Source organism: uncultured Tateyamaria sp. (assembly GCF_947487805.1).
Taxonomy (GTDB): domain Bacteria; phylum Pseudomonadota; class Alphaproteobacteria; order Rhodobacterales; family Rhodobacteraceae; genus Tateyamaria.
Genome location: NZ_CANKXW010000001.1, coordinates 655,848 through 676,743 on the forward strand (window position 1 = coordinate 655,848; position 20,896 = coordinate 676,743).

Genomic DNA, 20,896 nt, shown 5'->3' on the forward strand with positions numbered 1-20,896 from the left:
CGGCATGTTGAATTCCCTCTCCGGTCGTTTCCTGATCCTCACAACCATCTTCGTGATGCTGGCCGAAGTGCTGATCTTTGTGCCCTCCATCGCCCGGTTCCGGGAGGAATACCTGCTGACCCGGCTGGAGCGGTCTCAGATCGCGTCGCTGGCGCTGCTGGCCGATGACATGATCGACAGCGAACTCGAAGAAGAGCTGCTGGAAAACGCCGGGGTGTTCAACGTGGTACTACGCCGGGACGAGGTGCGCCAGCTGATGCTGGCTACCCCGATGCCACGCCCCATCGACGCGACCTTTGATCTGCGCGACGGCACAGCGATGGTGCTGATCCGTGATGCGATGATGCGGCTGGTAGAGCCTGAAAACAAGGTGATCCGTGTCATCGGCGCGCCTGTGCGAGAGGCGGGTCTCTTGATCGAGATCACGATGGAAACCGCGCCAATGCGGGCCGCCATGCTGGATTACGGCGTCCGCATTCTCGTGCTGTCCGCGGTCATCTCCATCTTTACGGCCATGCTGCTCTTTTTTGCGGTGCGCGCGATCATCGTCAAACCGATCCGCGGTGTGGTCGGTCACATGCAACACTACGCCGCCGCCCCCGAGGACGTGCGCCGCATCATCACCCCCAACGCAGGTGTCACCGAACTGCGCGAGGCCGAAGAGGCGCTGCGCAGCCTGCAAACAGAGCTGATCTCGGCCCTGCGCCAAAAGGACCGCCTGGCGCAGCTTGGCTCTGCCGTCTCCAAGATCAGCCACGATCTGCGCAACATCCTGACGTCTGCACAGCTGTTCACCGATCGGATCGAGGCCTCCGAAGACCCGCTGGTGCGCCGCATGGCGCCCAAGCTCGTGGGCTCGATCACCCGTGCGGTGCATCTGTGCGAAAGCACGCTTGCCTTCGGCAAGGCCGAGGAACCCAGCCCGACCCTCACCATGTTGACGCTCGATGACCTTGTCGCCGATGTGCTGGACAGCGAACGGCTTGCCGTGGGTGACCATGACCTGTCGCTCAGCGAAACCATTCCGCCGCTGTTCACCCTGCGGGCCGACAGCGAACAGCTTTTCCGCGTGATCTCGAACCTTGTCCGCAATGCCCGCCAGGCCATCATCGCCAGCGGCCAACCCGGAGAGATCAACGTCTCCGCCTACGAGGATGACAGCACGTGGTGGATCGAGATCACCGACACTGGCCCCGGACTGCCGAAAAAAGCGCAGGAACATCTGTTCCAACCGTTCCAAGGTGGCGTGAGCAAGGGTGGCACCGGCCTAGGCCTCGCCATCGCACAGGAGTTGATCAAGGGCCACGGCGGTGCGCTGGAACTCGACCGGACAGGGCCGGGCGGCACAGTGTTTTCCATCCGGCTGCCGAAAGGCGACGGTATTTGACGGTGGATCCCGTTTTCCCCGATTACCCTCTTGCATTGCCCGGAACACAGGACTAAACCGCCCGCCAGTGGACCGATAGCTCAGCTGGATAGAGTACCTGACTACGAATCAGGGGGTCGGGGGTTCGAATCCTCCTCGGTCCGCCACTCAAGCAACTTGCGAAAACGAACATAAGTTTCTTCTTTGATCGCGATCGTGCCTTTTCGTTGGGGAAAATGCGCTCCCAATCAGCCAAGCACGGACAGTCATCAAGTAGGGATTCGCCACCGCGTGTCTTAGACCCTCGAATGAAGAGGCGAGATACTGACAATCGCGCAAAAGGGGCAAGCAAGTGGGACTGACCAATTGGGACGGCTAAAACTTGCCGTTCTCTAACTCAAGCAGGCTTTGCCGTCTGGGCCACATGGATCGCAGTTCGCCGCAAGCGCAAAAGGCCGCTTTAGCTGTAATGGTTGATTGGTCCGGGTAGCCTCCGACAGAAAGTAGACATGTTGCGCAAGGTCATGGCCGTGACCCGCGCGCAGCCGGAGGTCGCGCCGCTCCTGTCGGATGATCATTTCTCGGTCAATGGCACGTTGATCAAAGCCAGGACTACGATGACGAGCTTCCAACCAAGCGAGTGTTCTCCGCCGCCGGGCAAAGAAGATGCCGGAGGCCCGCTGCTACCGGCGACCGACGAGACACCTGCAACGCCCGATCAGCCCGAAACCCCGTGGATGACGGCCATGCTCCGCCAGGACCTAAACGCAGAGGTCGAATTCCATGGCGAGAAGCGCTCGAACGCCACCTCGGTTACCGGCCCGGACGCGCGGCTTTACAAGAAGGCACCCGGCACCGGCGCGGTGTTTTGCTTCATGGGGCATACTTTGATGGAAAACCGAAACGCAACCATCGTCCAGGCCGACCTGACCCATGCAGAGGGCATTCGGAGAGAAAAGCCGCTTTCGAAATGATCCACCGGCATTCACAAGGATCAGCGCGGCAACTTACCTTGGGCGCTGACAACGGATACGACAGCGCCGGTTTCGTCGCGGAACTGTGGCAGGCCTGCGTCACCCCGCACATCGCACAGAAGGCCCGAAATTCCGCCGAAGACGGGCGGTCCACCCGGCATCCCGGCTAAGCCTTTCCCATAAGGCCCGCAAAAAGATTGAAGAACGCTTCGGCTGGATCAAGACGGTTGGCGGCATGACCCAGACCGCCCATCGCGGCATCGAAAAGGTCCGCGCCCTGTTCACCAGGACGATTGCAGTCTGCAATCTCGCAAGACTGCCGAGGTTATTCGCTGCATAACCACAGGAAGTTACCGAACGCTCAGAAAAACAAACCCAACCCAATCGAAAACGCGGACACCAGCGGATCACATCGAGTTTTTCAGCAACCTGTTAATTCTTCTCGAAAACAATCGACTTTCTGACGCCACTCGCGTGACCCCGTACCTTGTGCCGCGCCGTTGGGATTCGAGATGGCGCGGCACCGCGGTCGGGTCAGAAATAGCTGCAGATGAGGTTGCTTGCGATCAGGCGCGCTCGGCCCGAATTGTGCTGACCTGACGACCGTCCATGCCCCAGTTTTCCAATGGAATTTCGTCGATGACGACAAAGGTTGTGGCCGGGTTCTTGCCGAGCACCTTGAAGAGCAGGTCCGTCACACCGGCGACAAGCCGTTGCTTTTCGTCCGTCGACGGCCCGGTGCCGTTGGGGCCGCCCTCCTGCGTGACCTTGATGTTTACATATGGCATTGCGTCAGTCCTTTCTTTCGACAAATGAGAAAACCTTTGTGAGTACGCGCCATCCATCATCCGTTTTGATGATTGTCAGCAGATCTTGATAGTTGCGGCCCAGCATCGTCATGCGCGCTTCGACGATGCCGATGCGATCTCCTTTGATCTCGATCCTTTCGATGAATTCCTCTCGGAGGTCACCGCGGGTCGCTGGCGGTGTACGCGCATCGATGCGCGCCATATAGTCTTCGAGCCCCATGTGCTCGTAAGTGTCGGCCGTACCGTTCACGTAGGTGAGGTCGGTGTGGAAAACAGAGCGGAGCGTGTCGCTGCTCGAATGGTAAAGCCCATCGAAGTAGAGCGTCATGAGCTCTCGGACTTCGGTGTCGTTCGATCCGGTCATCTCAGTGTTCCTCCGGGCCGAAAGGGGGTTGCGCCAACAAACGAGCGCTGCGGCAGCGGCGCTTGAAGAGGGCGGGGGCAGTGCAAGTGGGATTTTTCGACAGGGTCTTCATTGGACACTCCGTTGTGATGTCTCACCCTGATCTACCTATCCTTACCGTCGAGTCCTAATATCGAGTTTTCATATTTGTGATCTAAAAAGAAGATCATCGAGGGTTGTGCGCACGTGCCGGTGATGAAGCGGAACAAATCCACCTTTCCTGCCTGACCAATTCAATCTCGTAGCCGTCCGGATTCGACAGCAAAGCGATGTCCTTGTTGCTTTCCGGAATCCGCATGCGCGATGAACATTCGCCCTAGACTGCGTATCATTGCGGCCCCGATGTTCATCAGTCTATTGCACGCGCCATGGGTGTCGCGCACAGCCAGAGCGACATGACCGAGACCGGTGTACTTACCAAAAGTTGCGGTGTCGCAGTGCCATGTCGGCTATACGGCCATCCCAGCGGACCCTTGGCTCATGAACACCGATGTGAGCCGCCCTTTTGGGAGGTGTGCTGCGGCGCCGCTCTGACGTCCCACGGCCATCGCGGTAAAATGAGTTGGAGGCGCCCAGCTCGGACACGCGAAGCATTGAGCGGCGTATCGCGCGCGACGTGATGTCCGGATTTGGGATATCTTTGATGATCGTGTGCGTTCCGAAGAGGTAAGCAGGAGGCGCGCACCGCACGCCTCCCTTGATCATGGAGGTCAGCGGCAAATCTCGCCGCTGTAGCGCACCAAACCGACGAGGTTGTCATTGTTGCGCAAGTCAACTAGGCCGTAGCTCTGGAATTGACCGGAGTAGCCATGCAGGGTGCCGCGCGTGACGGAGGGATCGAGGTCGTAGGTGATCTCGATCATGAAACGCCCAGGCTTGCCCGGCACTGCCGTCAGAACGCCGAGATCGCGGGTCTGAAAGCCGCCGCCATCGCCGCGCCCGAAATAGTGCTCCATGTCCATCTCCAGACCTGTGTCAGTCTCCCGCGTGGCGAGGATTTTACCGCTGGCATGTTCGATGGTTCCCGTAAGGGTCGCCGAGATGATGATCGGCTGCCCTTCGCCTTCGGGGTAGAAATTGGGAATGGCGACGCCGCCAATGTCGATGCAACTGGCTGCAAGCGCGGCTGTCGAGGACAATGCAAGAGCCAGAGCGGCCCCCGCTATCGAGGTGATTTTCATAGTCATTTCCTTTCCGGAAGTTTGCTTGGTGGTCGTAAGAAAAGTTCAGGCCGCGACTTGCCCTGTCGGGTACGCGTGCCGGGACGAAGGCATGAATGGCGGCTGTCCTGGGCCGCGCCTTGATGGCGCAACCTTCACCGTTCGCATGAGGGATCATGCGGTGTGTTTTGTTCCTTTCGAATTGCCTGCCCCGACCAAAGCCTTGCTACTTGCGGCAGGTTAAAATATATCGGTCGCTATATTTTGATATTGAGGCAGGTGAGCGCCGTCAATAAAAAAATAGCGTTCGTTATATTTTAATCTGGAGATGAAGAGCAGATGAAGAAAGCTGAGAGAACGCGGGCGACTCTGGTTGCGTCAGCGGGGCGGAACTTCCGCAGGGCCGGTTATGCGGGCGTTGGCGTGGATTCGATCGCTGAGGAAGCAGGTGTTACGTCCGGCGCATTCTACGCGCACCTGAAGTCAAAGGATGGAGCCTTTCAGTCCGCTTTGCTGGCCGGTTTAAGAGACGTCCTGACCGCCTTGCCCAAGTTCCGCGAGGATTTCAGTGCGGACTGGCCAGAGGCCTTCGCGGACTATTACCTCGGAGAGGCGCATAGGGCGGACATCGAGAACGGTTGCGCCATGGCGGGTCTGTCGCCCGACGTCGTGCGGGCCGCGCCGGACATACAGCAGGAATACACCGATCTGATGCAGAAGATCGCGGAGGAAGTCGCAAAGGGTATTCCCGAACCGCTTACAGAAATTGAGAAACAGCAGAAGGCCTGGTCCTTTTTGACGTCGCTGATCGGCGCCCTTATTGTCGCGCGGGCAACGGGATCGGCACCGATTGCGGCGCGGATCGCGGAGGCCAGCAAGGCCGCGGCCTTGGTCGCGTTTCGGTCCGGTTCATCGGACGCGAGCTGGCGGCATGACTGAATGAAGCGTGCTAGACTGATTTTTCTGCCAAGCTGCTCCAAAGGCTGGACATGACCGTTCCCATCGGGCGATCGCGGCGTCTGATCGCGAATATCTCTGTGTGCCGTGGCGGGTAGCCTTCGATTGCAAGGGGAACAAGAGCACCTGATTTGAGGTCGTCGCGCATCAAATGGTCCGGAACACCGCCCCAGCCAAGCCCTGCCTTGATAATCGACTTCTTGGCTTCAAAGTCCGATACGGTCCACCGTTGTCCGCCTGACAAGAGGTCTCTGCTCTGGTCGAAGTCCTTGCCACCCGTGCCTGATACGATGACCTGTGTATAGCTTTGCATTTCACGACGCGACTTGACCCCCGGTCGCTGAGCGGCGGGGAAATCCGGGCTGGCGACGGGGCGGATCGTGATCGAGCCGACCGGAAGAGTTGCGACTTCGTCAATCGGCACGCCCTCCAGCCCGGCAATGATCAGGTCAGCACTTCCTTCCATCAGCCGCGCGAGCGGACCGCCCATCATCTCGGTCACCAGCCTCAGATGCGTGCCCGGAAAGGCGGTTCCGACGTTGCCAAGGATCGAGAGGATCGGGTCGAGAGACATCGTGGCGGTAATCACCACAGAAATCACGGGTTCCTGCTCACTCCTGAGACCGGCAGCAACGGCCTTGAGCCCGTGCACCTGTTCAAGAACCCGCGTTGCTTCGCGGAAAAAGACCTCGCCTTCGGGCGACAGTCTGGGCCTGTAGGCATCGCGCAGGAAAAGTTCGAACCCGAGTTCATCCTCAAGTTTCTTGATCTGATGGCTAATGGCGGACTGCGCTTTGTGCAGTCGATCTGCTGCCCCGCGAAAGGTGCCGGAGGCAACAATTGCGTCTAGAGCAACAAGTTGGTCCAAAGTCATCGGCGGCCCCATTCGATCGCAATTTTCGATCATAAGCATGAAAACTCAATATTATCAATTGATGCTCTCCGTGGCTAGATCCAAGCCAGACACCCCTTGGGGCGCTTGGATGGAAATCCAACGCCAGACCCGTGGTGTCCCCTTCAGGCGCGATCTGGCCCGTCGGATCGACGCGGCCCATATTGGAGAAAGCAATGGTAAAAATAGCAATCGTCTACCACAGTGGATACGGCCACACGGCTGTTCAGGCCGAAGCGGTGCGGAGTGGCGCATGCGCCGTGCCCGGTGCAGAGGTCGCCCTGATCCCGGTCGAAGAACGCGAACGCAACTGGGACGTGATTGACGCGGCCGATGCGATTATTTTTGGTTCACCCACCTATTTCGGCAGCGCGTCATCGCAGTTCAAAGCATTTCTGGACGAAACCTCGGGGCGGTGGCTTGAAGGTCGTTGGCGCGACAAACTTGCCGCGGGGTTCACAAACTCCGCCGGCATGAGCGGCGACAAACTGGCCACGCTCCAACAGATAAATCACTTTACGATGCAACACGGCATGGTCTGGGTCGGACTGGGCTTGCCACCGGGAAACAACACCAGCACCGGCTCGCCCGATGATCTGAACCGGCTTGGCGGGTTTCTCGGTGCGATGTCGCAGGCGGATGCGGACGTGCCGCCCGAAGTTGCGCCAGCTGGCTCTGACCTCAAAACCGCCGAGTATCTTGGCCGCCGCGTCGCGGAATCCGCCCAGCGCTGGGGCACTGGACGCAGTTCGGCAGACGTGGCCGCCTGAAGAAAGGCCAGACAGTTAGTCGCAAGGTTCACGTGAGGTGTCGAGCCCGGGTGCCGCGATCAGGTATCTGGCACCTCACCGCGATAGACCGGTTTCAGCATGTCGATCAGCTTGGCCTGTATCGGGGCGACTGCGTCGTTGACTGCGCTCACCCCCATGTCGTGCCCAACTTGCACGCGCATTGGCCGCCCGCCTGTCATTTCGATCACCTTGCTGATCGACGTTGCGACATTGTTGGCATCCGTCCCGTTCAGATCGGTTTCGAACATATGTTCGAACATGGCTAAAAGGCGCTCGCGACCTGCTGCAAGATCGCCATACGCGTCCAGCCGTTCTGTGTCCTGGGGGGCGGGTGCCGTACCCACCAGATCGGTACCGTGTCCGCTTGGTTCGATCAGGACACAGTCGACGCCAAAGGTCTCGAGCTCGTGGTGCAGCGCTTCGGTATAGGCTTCCACGGCCCACTTGCTGGCGCAGTAGATACCGAAATAGGGCATCCCGAACCGACCGGCGGAAGAGCTGAGGTTGATCACCAAGCCGGATTTTCTGGCGCGCATGTTCGGCAACGCGGCCCGCGTCAGACGCATGATGCCATAGAGGTTCACGTCGAAGACATCGACGGTCTGCTCCATCGTGAATGCTTCGGTCAAACCGACGGGCATTACCCCGGCATTGTTGACCAGCACATCAAGAGGGCCTTGCACTTCGATCGTGTCGATCGCCGTTTGGCAGGCCTGCTCGTCGCTGACGTCCAGCTCGAGCGGGGAGAGGTCGAGCCCATCCGCCATTGCCTGTGCCCGCAAGTCGGCTGCCGCCTTTTGGTTGCGCCCGACGATGTCGCGCATTCCGGCATATACCTTGTGTCCGTTTGCAGCCAGCGTCAGCGCCGCAAGACGCCCAATGCCGCGGCTTGCGCCTGTGATGAGAACTGTTTTTGTGTTAGCCATGTCAGACCTCTTGGAAATTGATTGGTGGATGACGCGGTGTGTGTTCCGGTCTCATGACTGCGACGGTAAAATCGCGTCAAAGATGGCGTCGCGTCCAACATCGGGTGTGGGCGGATAGATCCATTTTTCGTTGATCTGCGCTTTCATCGCGGCGCCGTCGGTGCCCTTCATCGCGATGGTTCTGTCCCAACCTTGGGTGAACACGGCGTTTGACATGCCGAGGCTGAGACATGTGGCATAGTCAGGCTGAGCAAAGTCGCGCAAGTCGTGTCCCAGCAGATCAAGCACAGCGTTCTGGCCGGCAACCACCCCCATGGGCATCGCATGTTGGCACGACATCAGGGTCTTGTGTGTATCGTCCGCCGCGGCAATCCCGATATCGCCCGCGCCAAACATGCCGATCTCGCCGATCACCTTCAAGTTCCGGTCAAGTTGCAGACGCCCATCGCTGGCCGGACGGCCCATGCCCTTGACCAGGGGCGAAGGGCGCAGGCCGGTTGCGAATATGGTGGCTTGCGCATCAATTTCCCTGCCGGAACGCAGGACGACCTGATCCGCGGTGACTTGGGTCAAGATCTCGCCGCCTATGAATTGGATGTTCGCCCTGTCGAGCGCGGATTTGATTTCCTGGGTCAGGCTGGCGCCAAGCGATTGGCCCGCGACGTCTTGCTGATCAATGAGGTAGATCGTTGCGTCGGGCCCCAAGCGATCGCGCAAGGACGTTGCTATTTCAAGGCCGCTGAAACTTGCCCCAACGACAATAAGTGCAGGTGCCCCGGGAATATTTGTGTTTAGCTTCGACAAATGCGCGTCAAGATGAGCGGTCTCTTTGTACGCATCCACGACAAAGCCATGTTCCGCGCCACCGGGGACGGGGGGCATCGCCACATGGCTGCCCATGGCGAGGATCATCCGGTCATGGTCCATCATGACACCTGTTTCGGTCCGCAATGCGGTGGACGACACTGCGGCTATCCGGCTGTGTTCGAAGGTGACGTCGATGGCGTCCAGCAGGGGCTGCAATGGGACCAACATCTCGGGACGCGCCCCTTCGTAAAGACGTGGGCGGACGCACAGATGCGTGTCTTTGGACACCAGCGTGATGCCGATGTCGTGCGCGTTTTGGCGGTGCCGCGTTGCCGCAGCGGACATGGCGGCCCAGAGCCCAGCAAACCCACCGCCCGCAATAAGGATTTTTGACATTTTGATCTATCCTGTTGTTTCAGGCGGATCGAATACCTCTTGCATTGCTGCGAGTATACGAACAGCTTTGCGACTCTGAATCGCAAAAGTGAGAATGCAGATGCTTGATTGGGACGACTACTACCTTTTGCTGCATATCGCGCGTTTCGGGAGGGTTTCTGAAACGGCAGATCATTTGAAGGTGACGTCATCGACCATATTCCGTCGCCTTGCCGCCATTGAGAGCAAACTCAACATGCCGATATTTCAACGGGACGGTGGACGGTACACCCCGACAGAAGAGGGTGCGGCCATCGTGAACGCCGCCGAGAAAATGGAGCAGGAGACCGCCGGCGTTGCGCGTTATCTTTCCGGTGAAAGCCAGACGTTGTCGGGATCCGTCAAGATCACGACAAGCGAGGTGTTGTCGTCATTCTTTGTCGCGCGTCATGTGACGGCTTTGGGGCGGGATCACCCGAAATTGAAAGTTCAGGTTGTGAGCAGCGACAGGATGCTGGATTTGTCGCGACACGAAGCGGACGTCGCGATCCGGCCCAAACGTCTCTGCTCGAATGCCTTGTTCGGTCGCAAGCTCGCCACGATCCGATGGGCGACTTATGTGGCGGACGCGAGCCACCATGATGAGGATCATCCGCCGGACACTTATATCGGTCACGCGGGCGATCCTCGCCTCGCCGCGCATTTTGGCTCGACCGCTTTTGACCCCAATGCCGCCGATGGTGCCCAATTCTTTGCAAGCTCGTTGGTCTTGCGCGCGGCTATGTGCGCCCAGGGTGAACACGCCGCCGCACTGCCGATGATCCTGGGAGAAGTCTGGCCGGGCCTGCGCCGTGTCGGTGATGTGCTCGACAATCCGGTGGGAGACCTCTGGATCGTTTGTCACAATGACATGCGCCGCAATCGACGGGTCAGGGCCGTTTTTGACGCAATGATCGATGGGGCTCGCGCCGACACGGCGCTTTTCGAGGGGCCGCTGGGTGCAGCAACGGGACCGTGACACGCGGGCGTCGGCAAACACTGGTCATGAGCCGGTGTCGGGTCGCTCCGGGTGTCACCGATTGGTGTCCTCGAACTGGCTTTCGACGAGACGTTGATCCAGAGTTCATCAGCCCTCAGTTTTCGGGAACGTCGCATATGTGGGAATGTGCTCCAGACCCGATGCCCACTCTGGTTGCTCAGACGCGAAAATTCTCATCCGCTCAGCAGTATTAACAGGACCGCTGAGCGCACCGGCAGGCACAATCATTTTTGTGCCATCACCATTGGGCCACGGAACGCCGGACCCACATATCCGGCAAAACGACTTGGAAATGTCCCGTCCCGTGACCTGAAACCGGACAATCTCTTCCGTGCCTGCAAGCCAGTCAAACTCTCGGGCGTCGACGAACAGATTGGATGCAAACGCTGATCCTGTAATTTGACGGCAGTGATCGCAACTGCACAAGAACAGCTTTTCGAAAGCATTGGCGACTTCGAACGAGACTGCGCCACACAGGCAACGCCCTTTCGCTTTTTGCGCTTCAGGTTTGGTCATCAGGTTACCCTTTCTTGAGGTATCGCGCCCTGTGGGGCAGCAGTAGGCTCAACCCGGCATCTGCACGGAGCAATGCGTTCAGCCTGCGTCCTGCGCCGTGGGAGAAATTGAATGTGTGGAAGCCGCGGCGACGGAGGGATTGAACGGCGACGCGCTGATAAATTTGGCTGAAACCTGTGACCGCATGGGTGAGATTACGTATTTCTTTGCGCGGAACTTCCACCATCGGCCTGTGTCGACCGAGGCAGGCAATGCGCCACGGGCGTCGAATTCCAGTTCGATATCCCCGGTCAGCTGAAGACGACGACTTGTTTCGAAATCGACAAAGACGAGGCCCGCGCTTGGATTCAGCAGGAAATTCCCCAGCGTGCTGAACATTGAATTTCCGGGATAGTCGGGGATGAAAAGTGTCTGACCTCGTGCGTGGACAAAGCCGGGTTTGCCGCCGCGATGCGAGACATCTGCCGATCCGTCGGTGGAGGTGCTGGCCACGAAAAACATGTCGGCATTCGTGATCCAAGTTAAGACATGATCGGGCAGGTTTGCACCGGCCTCGTCACTATGTGGGTCGCCGGGCGTACCTGTTGTCGTCAAGTGCCTCGCCTGAATGTACTTGGGGCAGTTGGGATAGGCTTGGTCGACGGTCAGCGTGAGTTTTTGCCCCGTCACTCCGGCAATGCGGCCGTTGACCCGCAACCGTTTGCGCGTCGCAAGATCAATGAACAGCAAGCCAAGGTGACTTCCTGCATTCAGATCCAGATGCCGCGCGCCCAGTTTGTCAGAGCCAAGGGACAATGTGACCGATGCGCCGTTGGCGCCGACAGTCGTAAAGCCGGTGGTTGCTACAAGGAAATCCGCCCACACGTCGCCAACCGCGGACACCCCGCCGACAACGCAATATGATTGCGCCGCCACGAAAGGGGCGACGTGGTCGGGGATCGACGACCAGATCAGTTTCGAGTTTGCCGCAGCGATATCGCGTACGCCGGTTGCGCGCTGGATCGCCAATTCACCAGGATGAAACATCGCAAGCATACCCCTTGGTTCCGGTTAGTGGGTGCACCGCCCGAGCGGCGATGCACTGGAGCGCGTCGCGCCTAGAAAGTGACGAGCCGATATCCTTCATCGAGGTAGCGGGACAGGTCGATCACGCCGGACGTGCCTGGGATCGCCTTGTCACCGACCAGGGCAACGCCGGTCGCATTTACGTCCTCGGTCGCGCCAAAGACATCGGCGCATCCCAGGCAGGCACCGGCCACCTTGTCCGCGATCGCATTATAAAGCGGATTTGCCGGGTGGTCCGGGTTGACCAGTTCCGCGACCCAGCGCACGCCGGTGCCCTGAAAGATGAGGGCGACATCTTGCTCTTTTTCCTTCAGCTCGTAGGCCAGAAACATCGCGTTGAAAACGCGACCAAGGGCTTCTTCGGAGTTTGCTTGCGGATCCGAGTAGATGACGATTGCAGTTTTGGACATGGGGAGTTCCTGTTGTGTCTTGTGTTTGCCGAACGAACGTTCAACTATTGGATAGGTCGCGGCAAATTTGCTCGCAACTATAATTTACCGTTCGTTCGGTAACATGATGGTGATCTGGAGGATCTGCATTTGGGACGAAAGTCGAGCATCGCTGAGGAAGACCTGATTGAGGCCCTGTCGCGTGTATTTCGTGACACCGGGTATGAGGGGGCGACCCTGTCCTCCCTGTCGCAGGAGACTGGCCTGCAGCGCGCAAGCCTTTACCATAGATTTCCCGGTGGAAAGGAGCAGATGGCGCGGGAGGTTCTCGGTGCTACGGAAATCTGGCTGGCGGAAAACCTCTTTGAGCCGCTGAAGGGCGATGGTCCGGTCGACCTGAGGCTTGAGGCAATGACCCGGAAACTGGACGCGCTTTATTCCAGCGGCAAACAGGCCTGCATTCTGAATATGCTCAGTTCTGCCAGCGATCACGACAGTCCCTTTGCCGAGGCGATCAAAAGGATCTTCCATGCGCTGATTGATGCATTTGCCAGTCTTGTTGAGGGGCAGGGGTTTGACGCGGCGGAGGCGCGGGCAAGGGCAGAACGGGTTGTTGTTCTCTTGCATGGCAGCTTGGTCTTGTCGCGGGGGACCGGGTCGCAAAGACCGTTTGAACGGTTTCTGGAAACGTTACCCGATGAACTGCTTGGGCGCCGATGACTCAGGTGCGAGGGCCCGCGCAGACCTCAACGATATGGCTTCGTCTGCGCGGTCGACTTGGTCTGCCCATGGCCTAGGGTTCCGGAACAAGCCGTGATGCTGTCAGCCAGGCGAGCGTCGCTGCCAAAAGCATGACTGTCGGGAAAGACAGCTCCGCCAGAGCGCTCATCAATGCGGCAGCGCTGGCCGCTCCAAGAGCACCCCCCGACATTTGCAGGAAACCCTGCAAGGCCGCAGCCGCACCGGCCTTTTTCGGAAACCGTTGCAAAGCGGCTGCGATGGATGCCGGTAACAGTATCCCAAGCCCCGTCACATGCACCACCATCGCACCGTTGATCAGGAATTTGTTCAACAGCCCAAAAGCAGGTGGCAGAAAGAGCAAGACGGCACCCGCCAACATGATGCGCGCCCCGAGCACGGACATCGCCCGGGCGGCAACGCGTGCCGCCATGCGCCTTGTGATGACCCCACCGATCACAAAGCCTGAGACGGCCACGGGCGGATAGAGACCGAACTCGATCGGGGACACACCCAAGGTCCCAATCAGGACGGCTGGCGCGCCAGAAAAGAAGGCTGACATGGATGCAAAGGCGCAGGCGACCGCGAGCGCGTTCGGCCCGAAAACCGGGTCGCGCAGGATCGCGCCATATTCTGCGACTTCCATGAGGGGTGACACCCGGCGATGTGATGCGAGGGTTTCGGGCAACGTTCTGATCACGATCAAGGCCAGAAGCAGCCCGAGAGCACCGGTGATCCAGAAGGTGGCCCGCCAGCCGAGCATCTGTTCAACAAAACCGCCAATCAGCGGCGTGAACCCCGGAACAAGGGCAAAAGCGATTGTCACGGCTGCAAGAACACGGGCCAGTTCGACCCCTTCGAAGCTGTCGCGCGTCATGGCCCGAGACACCACAATTCCTGCGGCTGAACCGGATCCCTGCACGATCCGGCCAAACAACAGGTCCGAAAAATCGACCGCTGTGCTGCACAGCATGGTTCCGACCAGGAAAACGGCCAACCCAATCAGTAGGATCGGTTTTCGTCCGAACTGGTCTGACAGAGGTCCAACAACAAGCTGCGTAATGGCAAATGCGCCGAGGAATACGGCAAGCGTGGCCTGGCTTGCGCCCTGAGACACCCCGAGATCAAGGGCCACGCTGGGCAAGGATGGCGTATATATGTTGGATGCAAATTGCCCGACGGCGGCAATCCCGGCCAAAAGAAAAATGGTCGACGTCGTTGCCGCCAGCTTGCGCTGGTAGAGGTTTCGAGATCTGCGGCCGGACGGCATTTCAAGCCCCTTCATTTCTCAGGTTGACGTGACCTCCCCACCGGCTGGCAATTGTGTGCGAGGGCCCACAATTGCGTCACCCGGCCGGTGGTAGGTCCGCTGCGGGTCAAGCGGCGTGTGATGCCGCAGTCGCCGTTGAGCACCGGCGCTCTGCACGGAGTTTGCTGATAGAAATGAAGTGGAACCCGAGAAAGATCGGGACAAAGAAAGCCGGGAACAGCGCCAGTGGGTGATCGTTGACGATGTTCGGCGCGTCATGGGACAGCAGATGTGCAAACCCTTCCGATGTCATGATGCCGAGGGCAACGGCAAAGACAAAGTCCAGAATGCCGATGATATTGGCGCGCACCAGAAGTCTCCTTGCGTTTGGAGCGCCGTTTGCCAAGGCCTTGCTGGCCTGCCATCCCGCGATACCAGCCCAAATGTCACCCAGCCCGGCAGGCAACGCAAATTCGGCTGGGATGCTGCCACCGAGCCACCCGATCAGAAAGACGCCGCCCATGATACGGGGGATTTGAAACGCGGCGATGGCCGCGAGGGGCGTGGCCATCGAAATGCGGCGCCCCAGTGGAGTGAGCCAGGCAAGCCCCCAGACAATCAGGGCACCGCCAAACAGGAAGGCGAGCACAATCGGCGGGTCCTGAAGGGTTGGCGGTACATTCAGAACATTGGATTCCGAAGGCGGCACCACGATCGCAAACCAGAGCCCGAACAGAAATGCCGCTACGATGACGGTTATGCCGGTTTGCTGTGCGGTCAGGTTGGCCCGGCTTACGCCGATCATCATTATGGCGAAAGCAATCAAGGGCAGTGCGACGGCAAAGGTGCGCACATAGAAAATCAGAAAGTCTGTCATGTCACTTCTCTCAGGTTGTGGTGGGCAAATTCGGCTGTCCGAATTCGAGGTTTGAACAGGTATTGATGGTGCGTCCGGCCGCCGGCGATCGGCGGATGATGCCGTGCCGCCCTGTTGGTCTCTTGGTCGTTGCTGGCAACGGGCGGTCTTGCGGGCCGATCTTTCGATGCTTTGGCATCGCTGTAACTCCATCCGGATTTTAGATTACGTTTGTACTCTAAAATTATAGATGTTATGCAACCTCTATATTGTCAATCCCCAGGAGGCAGCGGATGCCGAGAATGTCGGAAGCCGACAAGCGCAAGAGCCATGAGCGGATCATAGATGCGGCGGCGCACCTGTTTCGAAGCGACGGTATCGGTGCGACCAGCGTGTCGGACGTGATGCAGGCTGCGGGGCTTACGCAGGGCGGCTTCTACCGCCACTTCTCTTCAAAAGAGGCGCTTGTCGCTGCGGCGTTCGAGAGGTCAGCCAATGAACTACTGAACAAGACACGAGGCAAGACTGAGCGCCAGAAGCGCGCGGATTTTATCGCGAAATACCTCTCACTCGCGCATGTTCAAAACGCCGGTCAGGGCTGCCCGTTCGCCGCCAATGGCGCAGAGGTGACCCGGTTTGGCGAAGGTGTGCGGTCGGAAGCAGCTGATGCAATCGGGCGGATTTCGTCCATGCTGGGCGGAGCAGAGAAGCCGGGCGACGATGACGGCATCGCAACCTTGGCCCTTTTGATTGGAACGATAACTCTTGCGCGGTTGGCTCAATCCGATGCTGACGCCACGCGCATAATCGACGTGGGCAGAGATGCGGTTCGCCGGCTTGACGCAGCAACGCCCTAAGCCGGGTCACTGCGGAAATCAGGCTGGCACTGGATGCCTCAAGATGCGGGACGGACAAGCGGGAATTAAACCGAAAATACAGCGGGTTCGCTAACCTTTGATGCGCTCCAGATGTGATGCGATACCATCCACAGTGGTGCCCATGGTATTCGTCGGGGCACTCTTCTACTCCACTGACGTGCCCGGCTCGGACCTAAAATCACATGCCAGGACGCCGCCAAATCCTGGGAACGCTCAGTCATCTGCCGCGCCGCTTCGTCGACGGCCATCTGCAGCGGCAGACGCAAGCCAATCCGGTGGAAACATCTGGCTCAGAGGATCGACCAAAGCATGACAACCGCCATTCCGATCATCATCAGATTCTCGGTCAGGCTTATGAAACCGAGCGGTACGTTGGAATTTCCGCCAACGCAGGCACATTTGAGTTCACGCTTGTCGATACAGACGGCCTTGAACACGCTGATCGCACCGATGCTCGCAATGATCAGGGCAATGGGTGCGGATACCCATGTCAGGATCATGCCAGTCATCAAGATTCCCGCACCCGTTTCCGCGAATGGATAGATATAGGCGTACGGCACCCATTTCCGTGCAAGCAGGTCGTAATTCAGGAACATTGTCGAAAAGCTTTCGACATCGCGCAGTTTCTGCATACCCAGCAGGATCATCGAGACCGAGATGAACCAGCCAAGTGTCTGCCACGTGATAGTGCCGAGGAAGCCGACGGACAGCGCAATCGCCGTCAATGCAGCCACGGCGAACAGATACAGGACGGGCCGATAGGTGGTCGCTTTGGGATCCCAGCCCGTCAGTTGTTCCCGAAGGTCAGAGTAGCCCCCGATGCGGTGTCCCTCGATCCAGACTTGCGGCGTTGTCTTGACGTGATGCTCAGCCTTGAAGGCATCAACTTCTGCACGGGTCCGGAACAGCCGATCATCGATGTCAAAGCCCTGACGTTCGAGAAGCCAACGCGCCTTTTGCCCGGATGGGCACAGGTGGTCCGGCAAGGCCATCCGGTAAAGCACGGCCGTCTTGCCGACCGCTGCATCAACAGGATTTGTATCCACATTCGAAACATCGCGCGTATCTTTTGCCATCGGTCTCTCCAATCACCTTCCTTGTGCCAATGCGGCGGCAGTTGTGCGGGGCATCGTGAGATCTATATACCCCCATAGGGTATATACTCAAGGGTGGGTAACTTGGTTCCCCGCCACACTCGACTTTGCCTCGGTCGCCATGCGAAAAGAGACCCATGCACGAAAACCGTGATGCCACATTGAAACGTCTCAAGCGCCTGGAGGGGCAGGTCCGAGGGATCGCTCGAATGGTCGAAGAGGATCGCTATTGCGTCGATGTTCTGACGCAAATTGCTGCGGTGCGCGCGGCGTTGAAGGGCGTTGAAAAGCTGGTGATCGACGATCACGCCGCGCATTGTATCGAAGATGCGCTCGCATCGGGTGACAGAGAGGATCAGCGGGCCAAATTCACCGAATTGCTCGAACTTCTCGACAAGGCGCGCGGCTAGGCCGTCACAGGTTTACGGGGGGTGTTGTCACTGTCGTGAGGGTGGCCGTTGCCAACAGGATCAGGACAACCGCCAACATCTCTATTGAGATCGACCGTCTGAGCGCAGTCGTCGCGCTGGGTGAACCAACCCGGAATGCCGGAACAAGCCTTACCTTGTTCAGTGCCGCAAGGCCAAGCAGGGCCGAGACGAGTCCTACTTTGGCCAACAGAGCCGCTCCGTAGGCTGTTCCCCAAAGGGCTGCTGCCGACCCCGCGAGCAGCCATGCAAGAGCGACCCCCGCGACAATCAAAACGGCAACGCCGAAAGCAGCCGCATTGCCGAAGTAATGCAGTAGATCCCCGCCCGCAGGAGTGCGAGCCGCTCTGTGCAAAGGAAGCAGGGCACCAACCCAGAACGCAGCGGCCAACAGATGCAGGGCCAACAGAATGGCAAGCGGCGCTCTGGGGGCGCCCAGCGAATGTCCCACCTGGGCAAAGGAAATCGCAACAGCAAGACTGCCTGCGAGAGCAATCCATCGCCCGATACGCGGGATCAAGACCGTCAAAATCGCGAGTTCACCCATTCCACGCCAAATTGCGGCCGTGCCAAGCGGGCTCTCCCAAACGAAACCAAGCATCATCGGGTCTATCGCGCCGTCCAAACCCATCCCGGATATCCGGGCCGCCCTGATGCCGAACCGTACAGCCAGCACAGCAAGTCCAACCAGCGCCGCGCCGACAGCCAGTTGCCGCGCAAGGCGCAGTACGGATGCTTCTGCACGCTGAGAAAATATGATCGAAAATAAAACGCCCCCTATTGCGAGCAAGGCCGCGCCATAGTCAATTGCTTTGGCCAGGATGGCCAAAACGACAAGACCGTCGATAGGCGCGAGTCCGGTCACTCAGCGACCGTGAAGGAGAAGCTGCCCTGCATCGGGTGGCCGTCCGACGCCATACCACGCCAGTCGAAACGGTAGCTTCCGGGCTCAAGTGCTTCGACCGGCATCGCCCGGAATTCTGTTGCCGGGTCCATGCCGGTTTCGCGTTCAATGTCGATGTTGCCGTCTGGCGAGATCAACGTGACGGAGATGATACGCATCGGATCATCGAACCGCATTGACAGCTCGGACACATCCGAGACCGTTGCACCGTTGGCAGGTGTCGTTGCTTCGGACTTTGAATGCGCCGCCGCCAACATTGGGATAACCGTGACGGCCAAGCCCAGAAGAGTTTGTTTGATCATCTGAATATTCCTCTATTCGGACAGCGCATTTAGATCATCGTGATATGCACGAAGATCTTCGGGCCATGTCGATTTGATGAAGGATAGCACAGCGATGATCTCCTCATCGCGAAGAACACCTTCATAGGCGGGCATCCCGGACGCCGGCGGGTTCTCCATAAGGCCAGCCAGCCCATACTTGGTCAGGGTGAACAACGTTTCGTCATCGTGATGCCAGGTATGCCCGGTCGCATCATGTGGCGGTGCGGGGAGCAAACCATCTTCTCCGGGCGTGCGCCAGTTGGATTGCCCCTCAAGCTGCGCACCGTGGCAGGCAGCACATTGGTCCGCGTAGATGTTACGTCCAAGGGTGACCACAGCGGTGTCATCAGGTGTCAAGAGATCGATCGGTTCAGAAGACGCGGTCATCAGGGTGAAGGCTGCAAAACCGGCGAACACAAGTCCGCCGGTCACCAACAGGGTCAGGCGACCTGCCATCACGTGTCGAACGGCTCTGCAGTGCCCGAGCGGTAGAACACCTTTCCGGCTCCAGCTTCTCCACCAAACGCGATCACATCGTACCGGGCCGTCGGATCGTCGCCCATGCCGGGGGAACCCATAGGCATGCCCGGAACCGCAAGCCCGGTGATCGCTGGCCGATCCCGCAGCACAGCCTCCAAAGCGTCGAACGGCACATGCCCTTCAAAGATGTAACCTTCGGTTTCAATGGTGTGACAGGATGCCAGCGCGCGCGGGATGCCGCGTGCTAATTTCTGAGCTTCGGGATCGGTCAGTTCCTCAACAGTGACAGCGTAGCCCCGTGCGCGGGCAAGGTCCGCCCACGCATGACAGCAACCGCAACTCGGCGATGTGAGAACGTGCATCGGGCTGCCCGCTTGGGCCGGGAGGCCAGCAGCAATCAAAGATGTGGCAGTTAAAGCGTTGAAATGACGACGTGTGATCATGTCAGTCGGTCCTTTTGGCGTGAAAGTTGAATGGGATGCGGACATGCGCCCGTTGCCGTTCAGACTTTCGGAGGGCCAGTTGGAACGGCCAGAGCCCGGTCCGGAAAATTGGAACCAGCATGTGCCGGACTGTTGTTTGTCGCGACCGGCGGATCAATGAGCGCCATCGCAGCGGCGGCCACGAAATCTGCAAAACAGGACAAGGATCCCATGCCGCCCGCGGCGTCACAACAATCTGCAAGCGCCCGCTCCGCATCTGCCACCACATCGCCCAGCGTGGTTTCAGCGTGGTGGTTGCCATGGTTCGATTCCTCGTTGATGCCATGCATCACAGATGCAGCGGAGGCACCTGCCAATGTGACGATAAGGAGGATTAAGGGAACCAAGCGAAACATGCCAAATACCTACCGGGGGTATGAGATCTTGACAAGTCACGAGGATGTGTCGCTGGAACCGATCCTCGCTGCCCACAGCCCGGCCCCGCCAAGTCTCATGATCACGCCGCACCGAAACAGCAGTGCATGCTGGCAAGTGGGACGCTACCGCTGCGTCGGACCGATGACTTGGGCACGAGCGGGCACATCGGATGCAGGGTCTCTCGATCCCTTCGTGTGCGGAACGCATGCAGCGGCGGAAACCGTTGGAAATGCAACGGAACTTTCAATCGCTCAAGGGCCCGTGCGTTCTCGTCGACTGGGCATGTTGCTCCGATGCATCCGCTCAAACTCTCTGCCAGACGACATTTCACCAATAAGGGAAGAAACATGAAATCCGATCTTAGGACGGTGGACAGAGTTGGCCGTCCGGTCAGGGGCGCCCGCGCGCCTGTCTTGATGCAAGACGGTCAACAGCCGCGTGCGGTAACCAAAGGCGTACAGGGTCATGTCAGTCATCCACGGCACACACGATGGCGAGAACAGCGGGTGCGTTCTGAATGATGTCATCAACACCTTGCCAATTCTCAACGATCCGAATGCTGCAATCGCGCACAGGCTCTCCCTGCCGGCAACCTGCATCTAAGGAATGGCCCCCTC

At 58.8% G+C, this 20,896-nt stretch carries 24 protein-coding genes, 1 tRNA gene and 1 pseudogene; 9 read left to right on the forward strand and 17 right to left on the reverse strand.

The window, feature by feature from the left end:
- The first annotated feature begins 4 nt into the window (after nt 1-4).
- The 3 genes and pseudogenes from Q0949_RS03330 to Q0949_RS03340 all read left to right on the forward strand — a co-directional run.
- Nucleotides 5-1,387 (forward strand): HAMP domain-containing sensor histidine kinase, encoded by a 1,383-nt coding sequence (locus tag Q0949_RS03330; RefSeq protein ID WP_299368539.1) that lies wholly within the window; start codon nt 5-7, stop codon nt 1,385-1,387.
- A gap of 69 nt (nt 1,388-1,456) precedes the next feature.
- Nucleotides 1,457-1,533 (forward strand) — tRNA-Arg (locus Q0949_RS03335).
- 339 nt (nt 1,534-1,872) lie between these two features.
- A pseudogene (locus Q0949_RS03340) lies at nt 1,873-2,680 on the forward strand (transposase); the annotation flags it as partial.
- Between the two features lie 226 nt (nt 2,681-2,906).
- Here Q0949_RS03340 and Q0949_RS03345 read toward each other — a convergent pair.
- From Q0949_RS03345 to Q0949_RS03355, 3 genes are all read right to left on the reverse strand, one after another.
- Nucleotides 2,907-3,128, reverse strand: coding sequence for a 4-oxalocrotonate tautomerase family protein (locus Q0949_RS03345; protein WP_299368542.1), 222 nt, complete (start codon nt 3,126-3,128; stop codon nt 2,907-2,909).
- A gap of 4 nt (nt 3,129-3,132) precedes the next feature.
- Nucleotides 3,133-3,513, reverse strand: coding sequence for a nuclear transport factor 2 family protein (locus Q0949_RS03350; RefSeq protein WP_299368545.1), 381 nt, complete (start codon nt 3,511-3,513; stop codon nt 3,133-3,135).
- Nucleotides 3,514-4,262: 749 nt separating this feature from the next.
- Nucleotides 4,263-4,733 (reverse strand): hypothetical protein, encoded by a 471-nt coding sequence (locus tag Q0949_RS03355; protein ID WP_299368548.1) that lies wholly within the window; start codon nt 4,731-4,733, stop codon nt 4,263-4,265.
- 318 nt (nt 4,734-5,051) lie between these two features.
- Here Q0949_RS03355 and Q0949_RS03360 point away from each other — a divergent pair, with 318 nt between their 5' ends.
- Nucleotides 5,052-5,651 carry a TetR/AcrR family transcriptional regulator gene (locus tag Q0949_RS03360; protein ID WP_299368553.1) on the forward strand — a complete coding sequence of 200 codons (600 nt, stop codon included), beginning with the start codon at nt 5,052-5,054 and terminating at the stop codon, nt 5,649-5,651.
- A 10-nt stretch (nt 5,652-5,661) separates the two neighbouring features.
- On the opposite strand, the gene Q0949_RS03365 is transcribed toward Q0949_RS03360, so the two are convergent.
- The gene (locus Q0949_RS03365; protein ID WP_366523984.1) at nt 5,662-6,582 is read right to left on the reverse strand and encodes a LysR family transcriptional regulator; all 921 of its coding nucleotides are present in this window, start codon (nt 6,580-6,582) and stop codon (nt 5,662-5,664) included.
- Between the two features lie 155 nt (nt 6,583-6,737).
- Between Q0949_RS03365 and Q0949_RS03370 the strand changes: the two genes are divergently transcribed.
- Complete coding sequence (locus Q0949_RS03370; RefSeq protein ID WP_299368555.1) at nt 6,738-7,331, forward strand: flavodoxin family protein; 594 nt, start codon at nt 6,738-6,740, stop codon at nt 7,329-7,331.
- Between the two features lie 59 nt (nt 7,332-7,390).
- Here the strand turns inward: Q0949_RS03370 and Q0949_RS03375 are convergent, their stop codons facing one another.
- Complete coding sequence (locus Q0949_RS03375) at nt 7,391-8,278, reverse strand: SDR family oxidoreductase (RefSeq protein ID WP_299368557.1); 888 nt, start codon at nt 8,276-8,278, stop codon at nt 7,391-7,393.
- A 51-nt stretch (nt 8,279-8,329) separates the two neighbouring features.
- A complete protein-coding gene (locus Q0949_RS03380; protein WP_299368560.1) occupies nt 8,330-9,481 on the reverse strand; it encodes an FAD-dependent oxidoreductase in 1,152 nt (383 codons plus the stop codon).
- Between the two features lie 100 nt (nt 9,482-9,581).
- Here Q0949_RS03380 and Q0949_RS03385 point away from each other — a divergent pair, with 100 nt between their 5' ends.
- Nucleotides 9,582-10,478 (forward strand): LysR family transcriptional regulator, encoded by an 897-nt coding sequence (locus Q0949_RS03385; protein ID WP_299368563.1) that lies wholly within the window; start codon nt 9,582-9,584, stop codon nt 10,476-10,478.
- 108 nt (nt 10,479-10,586) lie between these two features.
- On the opposite strand, the gene Q0949_RS03390 is transcribed toward Q0949_RS03385, so the two are convergent.
- The 3 genes from Q0949_RS03390 to Q0949_RS03400 form a co-directional block, all read right to left on the reverse strand.
- A complete protein-coding gene (locus tag Q0949_RS03390; RefSeq protein ID WP_299368566.1) occupies nt 10,587-11,015 on the reverse strand; it encodes a GFA family protein in 429 nt (142 codons plus the stop codon).
- Between the two features lie 78 nt (nt 11,016-11,093).
- On the reverse strand, nt 11,094-12,041 hold the full coding sequence (locus Q0949_RS03395) for a pyridoxamine 5'-phosphate oxidase family protein (protein ID WP_299368569.1): 948 nt from the start codon (nt 12,039-12,041) through the stop codon (nt 11,094-11,096).
- 71 nt (nt 12,042-12,112) lie between these two features.
- Complete coding sequence (locus Q0949_RS03400) at nt 12,113-12,490, reverse strand: DsrE family protein (RefSeq protein ID WP_299368572.1); 378 nt, start codon at nt 12,488-12,490, stop codon at nt 12,113-12,115.
- Nucleotides 12,491-12,619: 129 nt separating this feature from the next.
- Here Q0949_RS03400 and Q0949_RS03405 point away from each other — a divergent pair, with 129 nt between their 5' ends.
- Nucleotides 12,620-13,189, forward strand: a complete 570-nt coding sequence (locus Q0949_RS03405; RefSeq protein WP_299368575.1) for a TetR/AcrR family transcriptional regulator — start codon at nt 12,620-12,622, stop codon at nt 13,187-13,189.
- Nucleotides 13,190-13,262: 73 nt separating this feature from the next.
- Here the strand turns inward: Q0949_RS03405 and Q0949_RS03410 are convergent, their stop codons facing one another.
- Entirely contained in the window at nt 13,263-14,477 is a 1,215-nt protein-coding gene (locus Q0949_RS03410; RefSeq protein ID WP_299368578.1) for a multidrug effflux MFS transporter, read from the reverse strand.
- 106 nt (nt 14,478-14,583) lie between these two features.
- Nucleotides 14,584-15,309 (reverse strand): hypothetical protein, encoded by a 726-nt coding sequence (locus tag Q0949_RS03415; protein WP_299368581.1) that lies wholly within the window; start codon nt 15,307-15,309, stop codon nt 14,584-14,586.
- Between the two features lie 305 nt (nt 15,310-15,614).
- On the opposite strand from Q0949_RS03415, the gene Q0949_RS03420 reads away from it, so the two are divergent.
- Entirely contained in the window at nt 15,615-16,169 is a 555-nt protein-coding gene (locus Q0949_RS03420) for a TetR/AcrR family transcriptional regulator (protein ID WP_299368584.1), read from the forward strand.
- Between the two features lie 311 nt (nt 16,170-16,480).
- Here the strand turns inward: Q0949_RS03420 and Q0949_RS03425 are convergent, their stop codons facing one another.
- Nucleotides 16,481-17,266, reverse strand: coding sequence for a glutaredoxin (locus Q0949_RS03425; protein ID WP_299368587.1), 786 nt, complete (start codon nt 17,264-17,266; stop codon nt 16,481-16,483).
- A gap of 155 nt (nt 17,267-17,421) precedes the next feature.
- On the opposite strand from Q0949_RS03425, the gene Q0949_RS03430 reads away from it, so the two are divergent.
- On the forward strand, nt 17,422-17,694 hold the full coding sequence (locus Q0949_RS03430; RefSeq protein WP_299368590.1) for a metal-sensitive transcriptional regulator: 273 nt from the start codon (nt 17,422-17,424) through the stop codon (nt 17,692-17,694).
- 4 nt (nt 17,695-17,698) lie between these two features.
- On the opposite strand, the gene Q0949_RS03435 is transcribed toward Q0949_RS03430, so the two are convergent.
- From Q0949_RS03435 to Q0949_RS03455, 5 genes are read right to left on the reverse strand one after another with little or no spacing between them, the layout of a single operon-like run.
- On the reverse strand, nt 17,699-18,577 hold the full coding sequence (locus tag Q0949_RS03435) for a CopD family protein (protein ID WP_299368593.1): 879 nt from the start codon (nt 18,575-18,577) through the stop codon (nt 17,699-17,701).
- Nucleotides 18,574-18,918 carry a copper resistance CopC family protein gene (locus tag Q0949_RS03440; RefSeq protein ID WP_299368596.1) on the reverse strand — a complete coding sequence of 115 codons (345 nt, stop codon included), beginning with the start codon at nt 18,916-18,918 and terminating at the stop codon, nt 18,574-18,576. The genes Q0949_RS03435 and Q0949_RS03440 overlap by 4 nt, the downstream gene beginning before the upstream one ends.
- 12 nt (nt 18,919-18,930) lie before the next feature.
- Nucleotides 18,931-19,395 carry a cytochrome c gene (locus Q0949_RS03445; protein ID WP_299368599.1) on the reverse strand — a complete coding sequence of 155 codons (465 nt, stop codon included), beginning with the start codon at nt 19,393-19,395 and terminating at the stop codon, nt 18,931-18,933.
- Entirely contained in the window at nt 19,395-19,862 is a 468-nt protein-coding gene (locus Q0949_RS03450; RefSeq protein WP_299368602.1) for a DUF411 domain-containing protein, read from the reverse strand. The genes Q0949_RS03445 and Q0949_RS03450 overlap by 1 nt, the downstream gene beginning before the upstream one ends.
- A 59-nt stretch (nt 19,863-19,921) precedes the next feature.
- Nucleotides 19,922-20,257, reverse strand: a complete 336-nt coding sequence (locus tag Q0949_RS03455; protein ID WP_299368605.1) for a hypothetical protein — start codon at nt 20,255-20,257, stop codon at nt 19,922-19,924.
- Nucleotides 20,258-20,896 lie beyond the last annotated feature (639 nt).

Excerpts from the sequence above, each read along its gene's own strand:
- Q0949_RS03420 (WP_299368584.1), top strand. The coding sequence starts at position 15,615 with ATGTCGGAAGCCGACAAGCGCAAGAGCCATGAGCGGATCATAGATGCG.
- Q0949_RS03440 (WP_299368596.1), bottom strand. The coding sequence starts at position 18,918 with ATGATCAAACAAACTCTTCTGGGCTTGGCCGTCACGGTTATCCCAATG.
- Q0949_RS03410 (WP_299368578.1), bottom strand. The coding sequence starts at position 14,477 with ATGCCGTCCGGCCGCAGATCTCGAAACCTCTACCAGCGCAAGCTGGCG.
- Q0949_RS03355 (WP_299368548.1), bottom strand. The coding sequence starts at position 4,733 with ATGAAAATCACCTCGATAGCGGGGGCCGCTCTGGCTCTTGCATTGTCC.
- Q0949_RS03380 (WP_299368560.1), bottom strand. The coding sequence starts at position 9,481 with ATGTCAAAAATCCTTATTGCGGGCGGTGGGTTTGCTGGGCTCTGGGCC.
- Q0949_RS03375 (WP_299368557.1), bottom strand. The coding sequence starts at position 8,278 with ATGGCTAACACAAAAACAGTTCTCATCACAGGCGCAAGCCGCGGCATT.
- Q0949_RS03450 (WP_299368602.1), bottom strand. The coding sequence starts at position 19,862 with ATGATCACACGTCGTCATTTCAACGCTTTAACTGCCACATCTTTGATT.
- Q0949_RS03350 (WP_299368545.1), bottom strand. The coding sequence starts at position 3,513 with ATGACCGGATCGAACGACACCGAAGTCCGAGAGCTCATGACGCTCTAC.
- Q0949_RS03445 (WP_299368599.1), bottom strand. The coding sequence starts at position 19,395 with ATGGCAGGTCGCCTGACCCTGTTGGTGACCGGCGGACTTGTGTTCGCC.
- Q0949_RS03330 (WP_299368539.1), top strand. The coding sequence starts at position 5 with ATGTTGAATTCCCTCTCCGGTCGTTTCCTGATCCTCACAACCATCTTC.
- Q0949_RS03385 (WP_299368563.1), top strand. The coding sequence starts at position 9,582 with ATGCTTGATTGGGACGACTACTACCTTTTGCTGCATATCGCGCGTTTC.
- Q0949_RS03395 (WP_299368569.1), bottom strand. The coding sequence starts at position 12,041 with ATGTTTCATCCTGGTGAATTGGCGATCCAGCGCGCAACCGGCGTACGC.
- Q0949_RS03430 (WP_299368590.1), top strand. The coding sequence starts at position 17,422 with ATGCACGAAAACCGTGATGCCACATTGAAACGTCTCAAGCGCCTGGAG.
- Q0949_RS03390 (WP_299368566.1), bottom strand. The coding sequence starts at position 11,015 with ATGACCAAACCTGAAGCGCAAAAAGCGAAAGGGCGTTGCCTGTGTGGC.
- Q0949_RS03370 (WP_299368555.1), top strand. The coding sequence starts at position 6,738 with ATGGTAAAAATAGCAATCGTCTACCACAGTGGATACGGCCACACGGCT.
- Q0949_RS03400 (WP_299368572.1), bottom strand. The coding sequence starts at position 12,490 with ATGTCCAAAACTGCAATCGTCATCTACTCGGATCCGCAAGCAAACTCC.
- Q0949_RS03455 (WP_299368605.1), bottom strand. The coding sequence starts at position 20,257 with ATGTTTCGCTTGGTTCCCTTAATCCTCCTTATCGTCACATTGGCAGGT.
- Q0949_RS03425 (WP_299368587.1), bottom strand. The coding sequence starts at position 17,266 with ATGGCAAAAGATACGCGCGATGTTTCGAATGTGGATACAAATCCTGTT.
- Q0949_RS03345 (WP_299368542.1), bottom strand. The coding sequence starts at position 3,128 with ATGCCATATGTAAACATCAAGGTCACGCAGGAGGGCGGCCCCAACGGC.
- Q0949_RS03360 (WP_299368553.1), top strand. The coding sequence starts at position 5,052 with ATGAAGAAAGCTGAGAGAACGCGGGCGACTCTGGTTGCGTCAGCGGGG.
- Q0949_RS03365 (WP_366523984.1), bottom strand. The coding sequence starts at position 6,582 with ATGCTTATGATCGAAAATTGCGATCGAATGGGGCCGCCGATGACTTTG.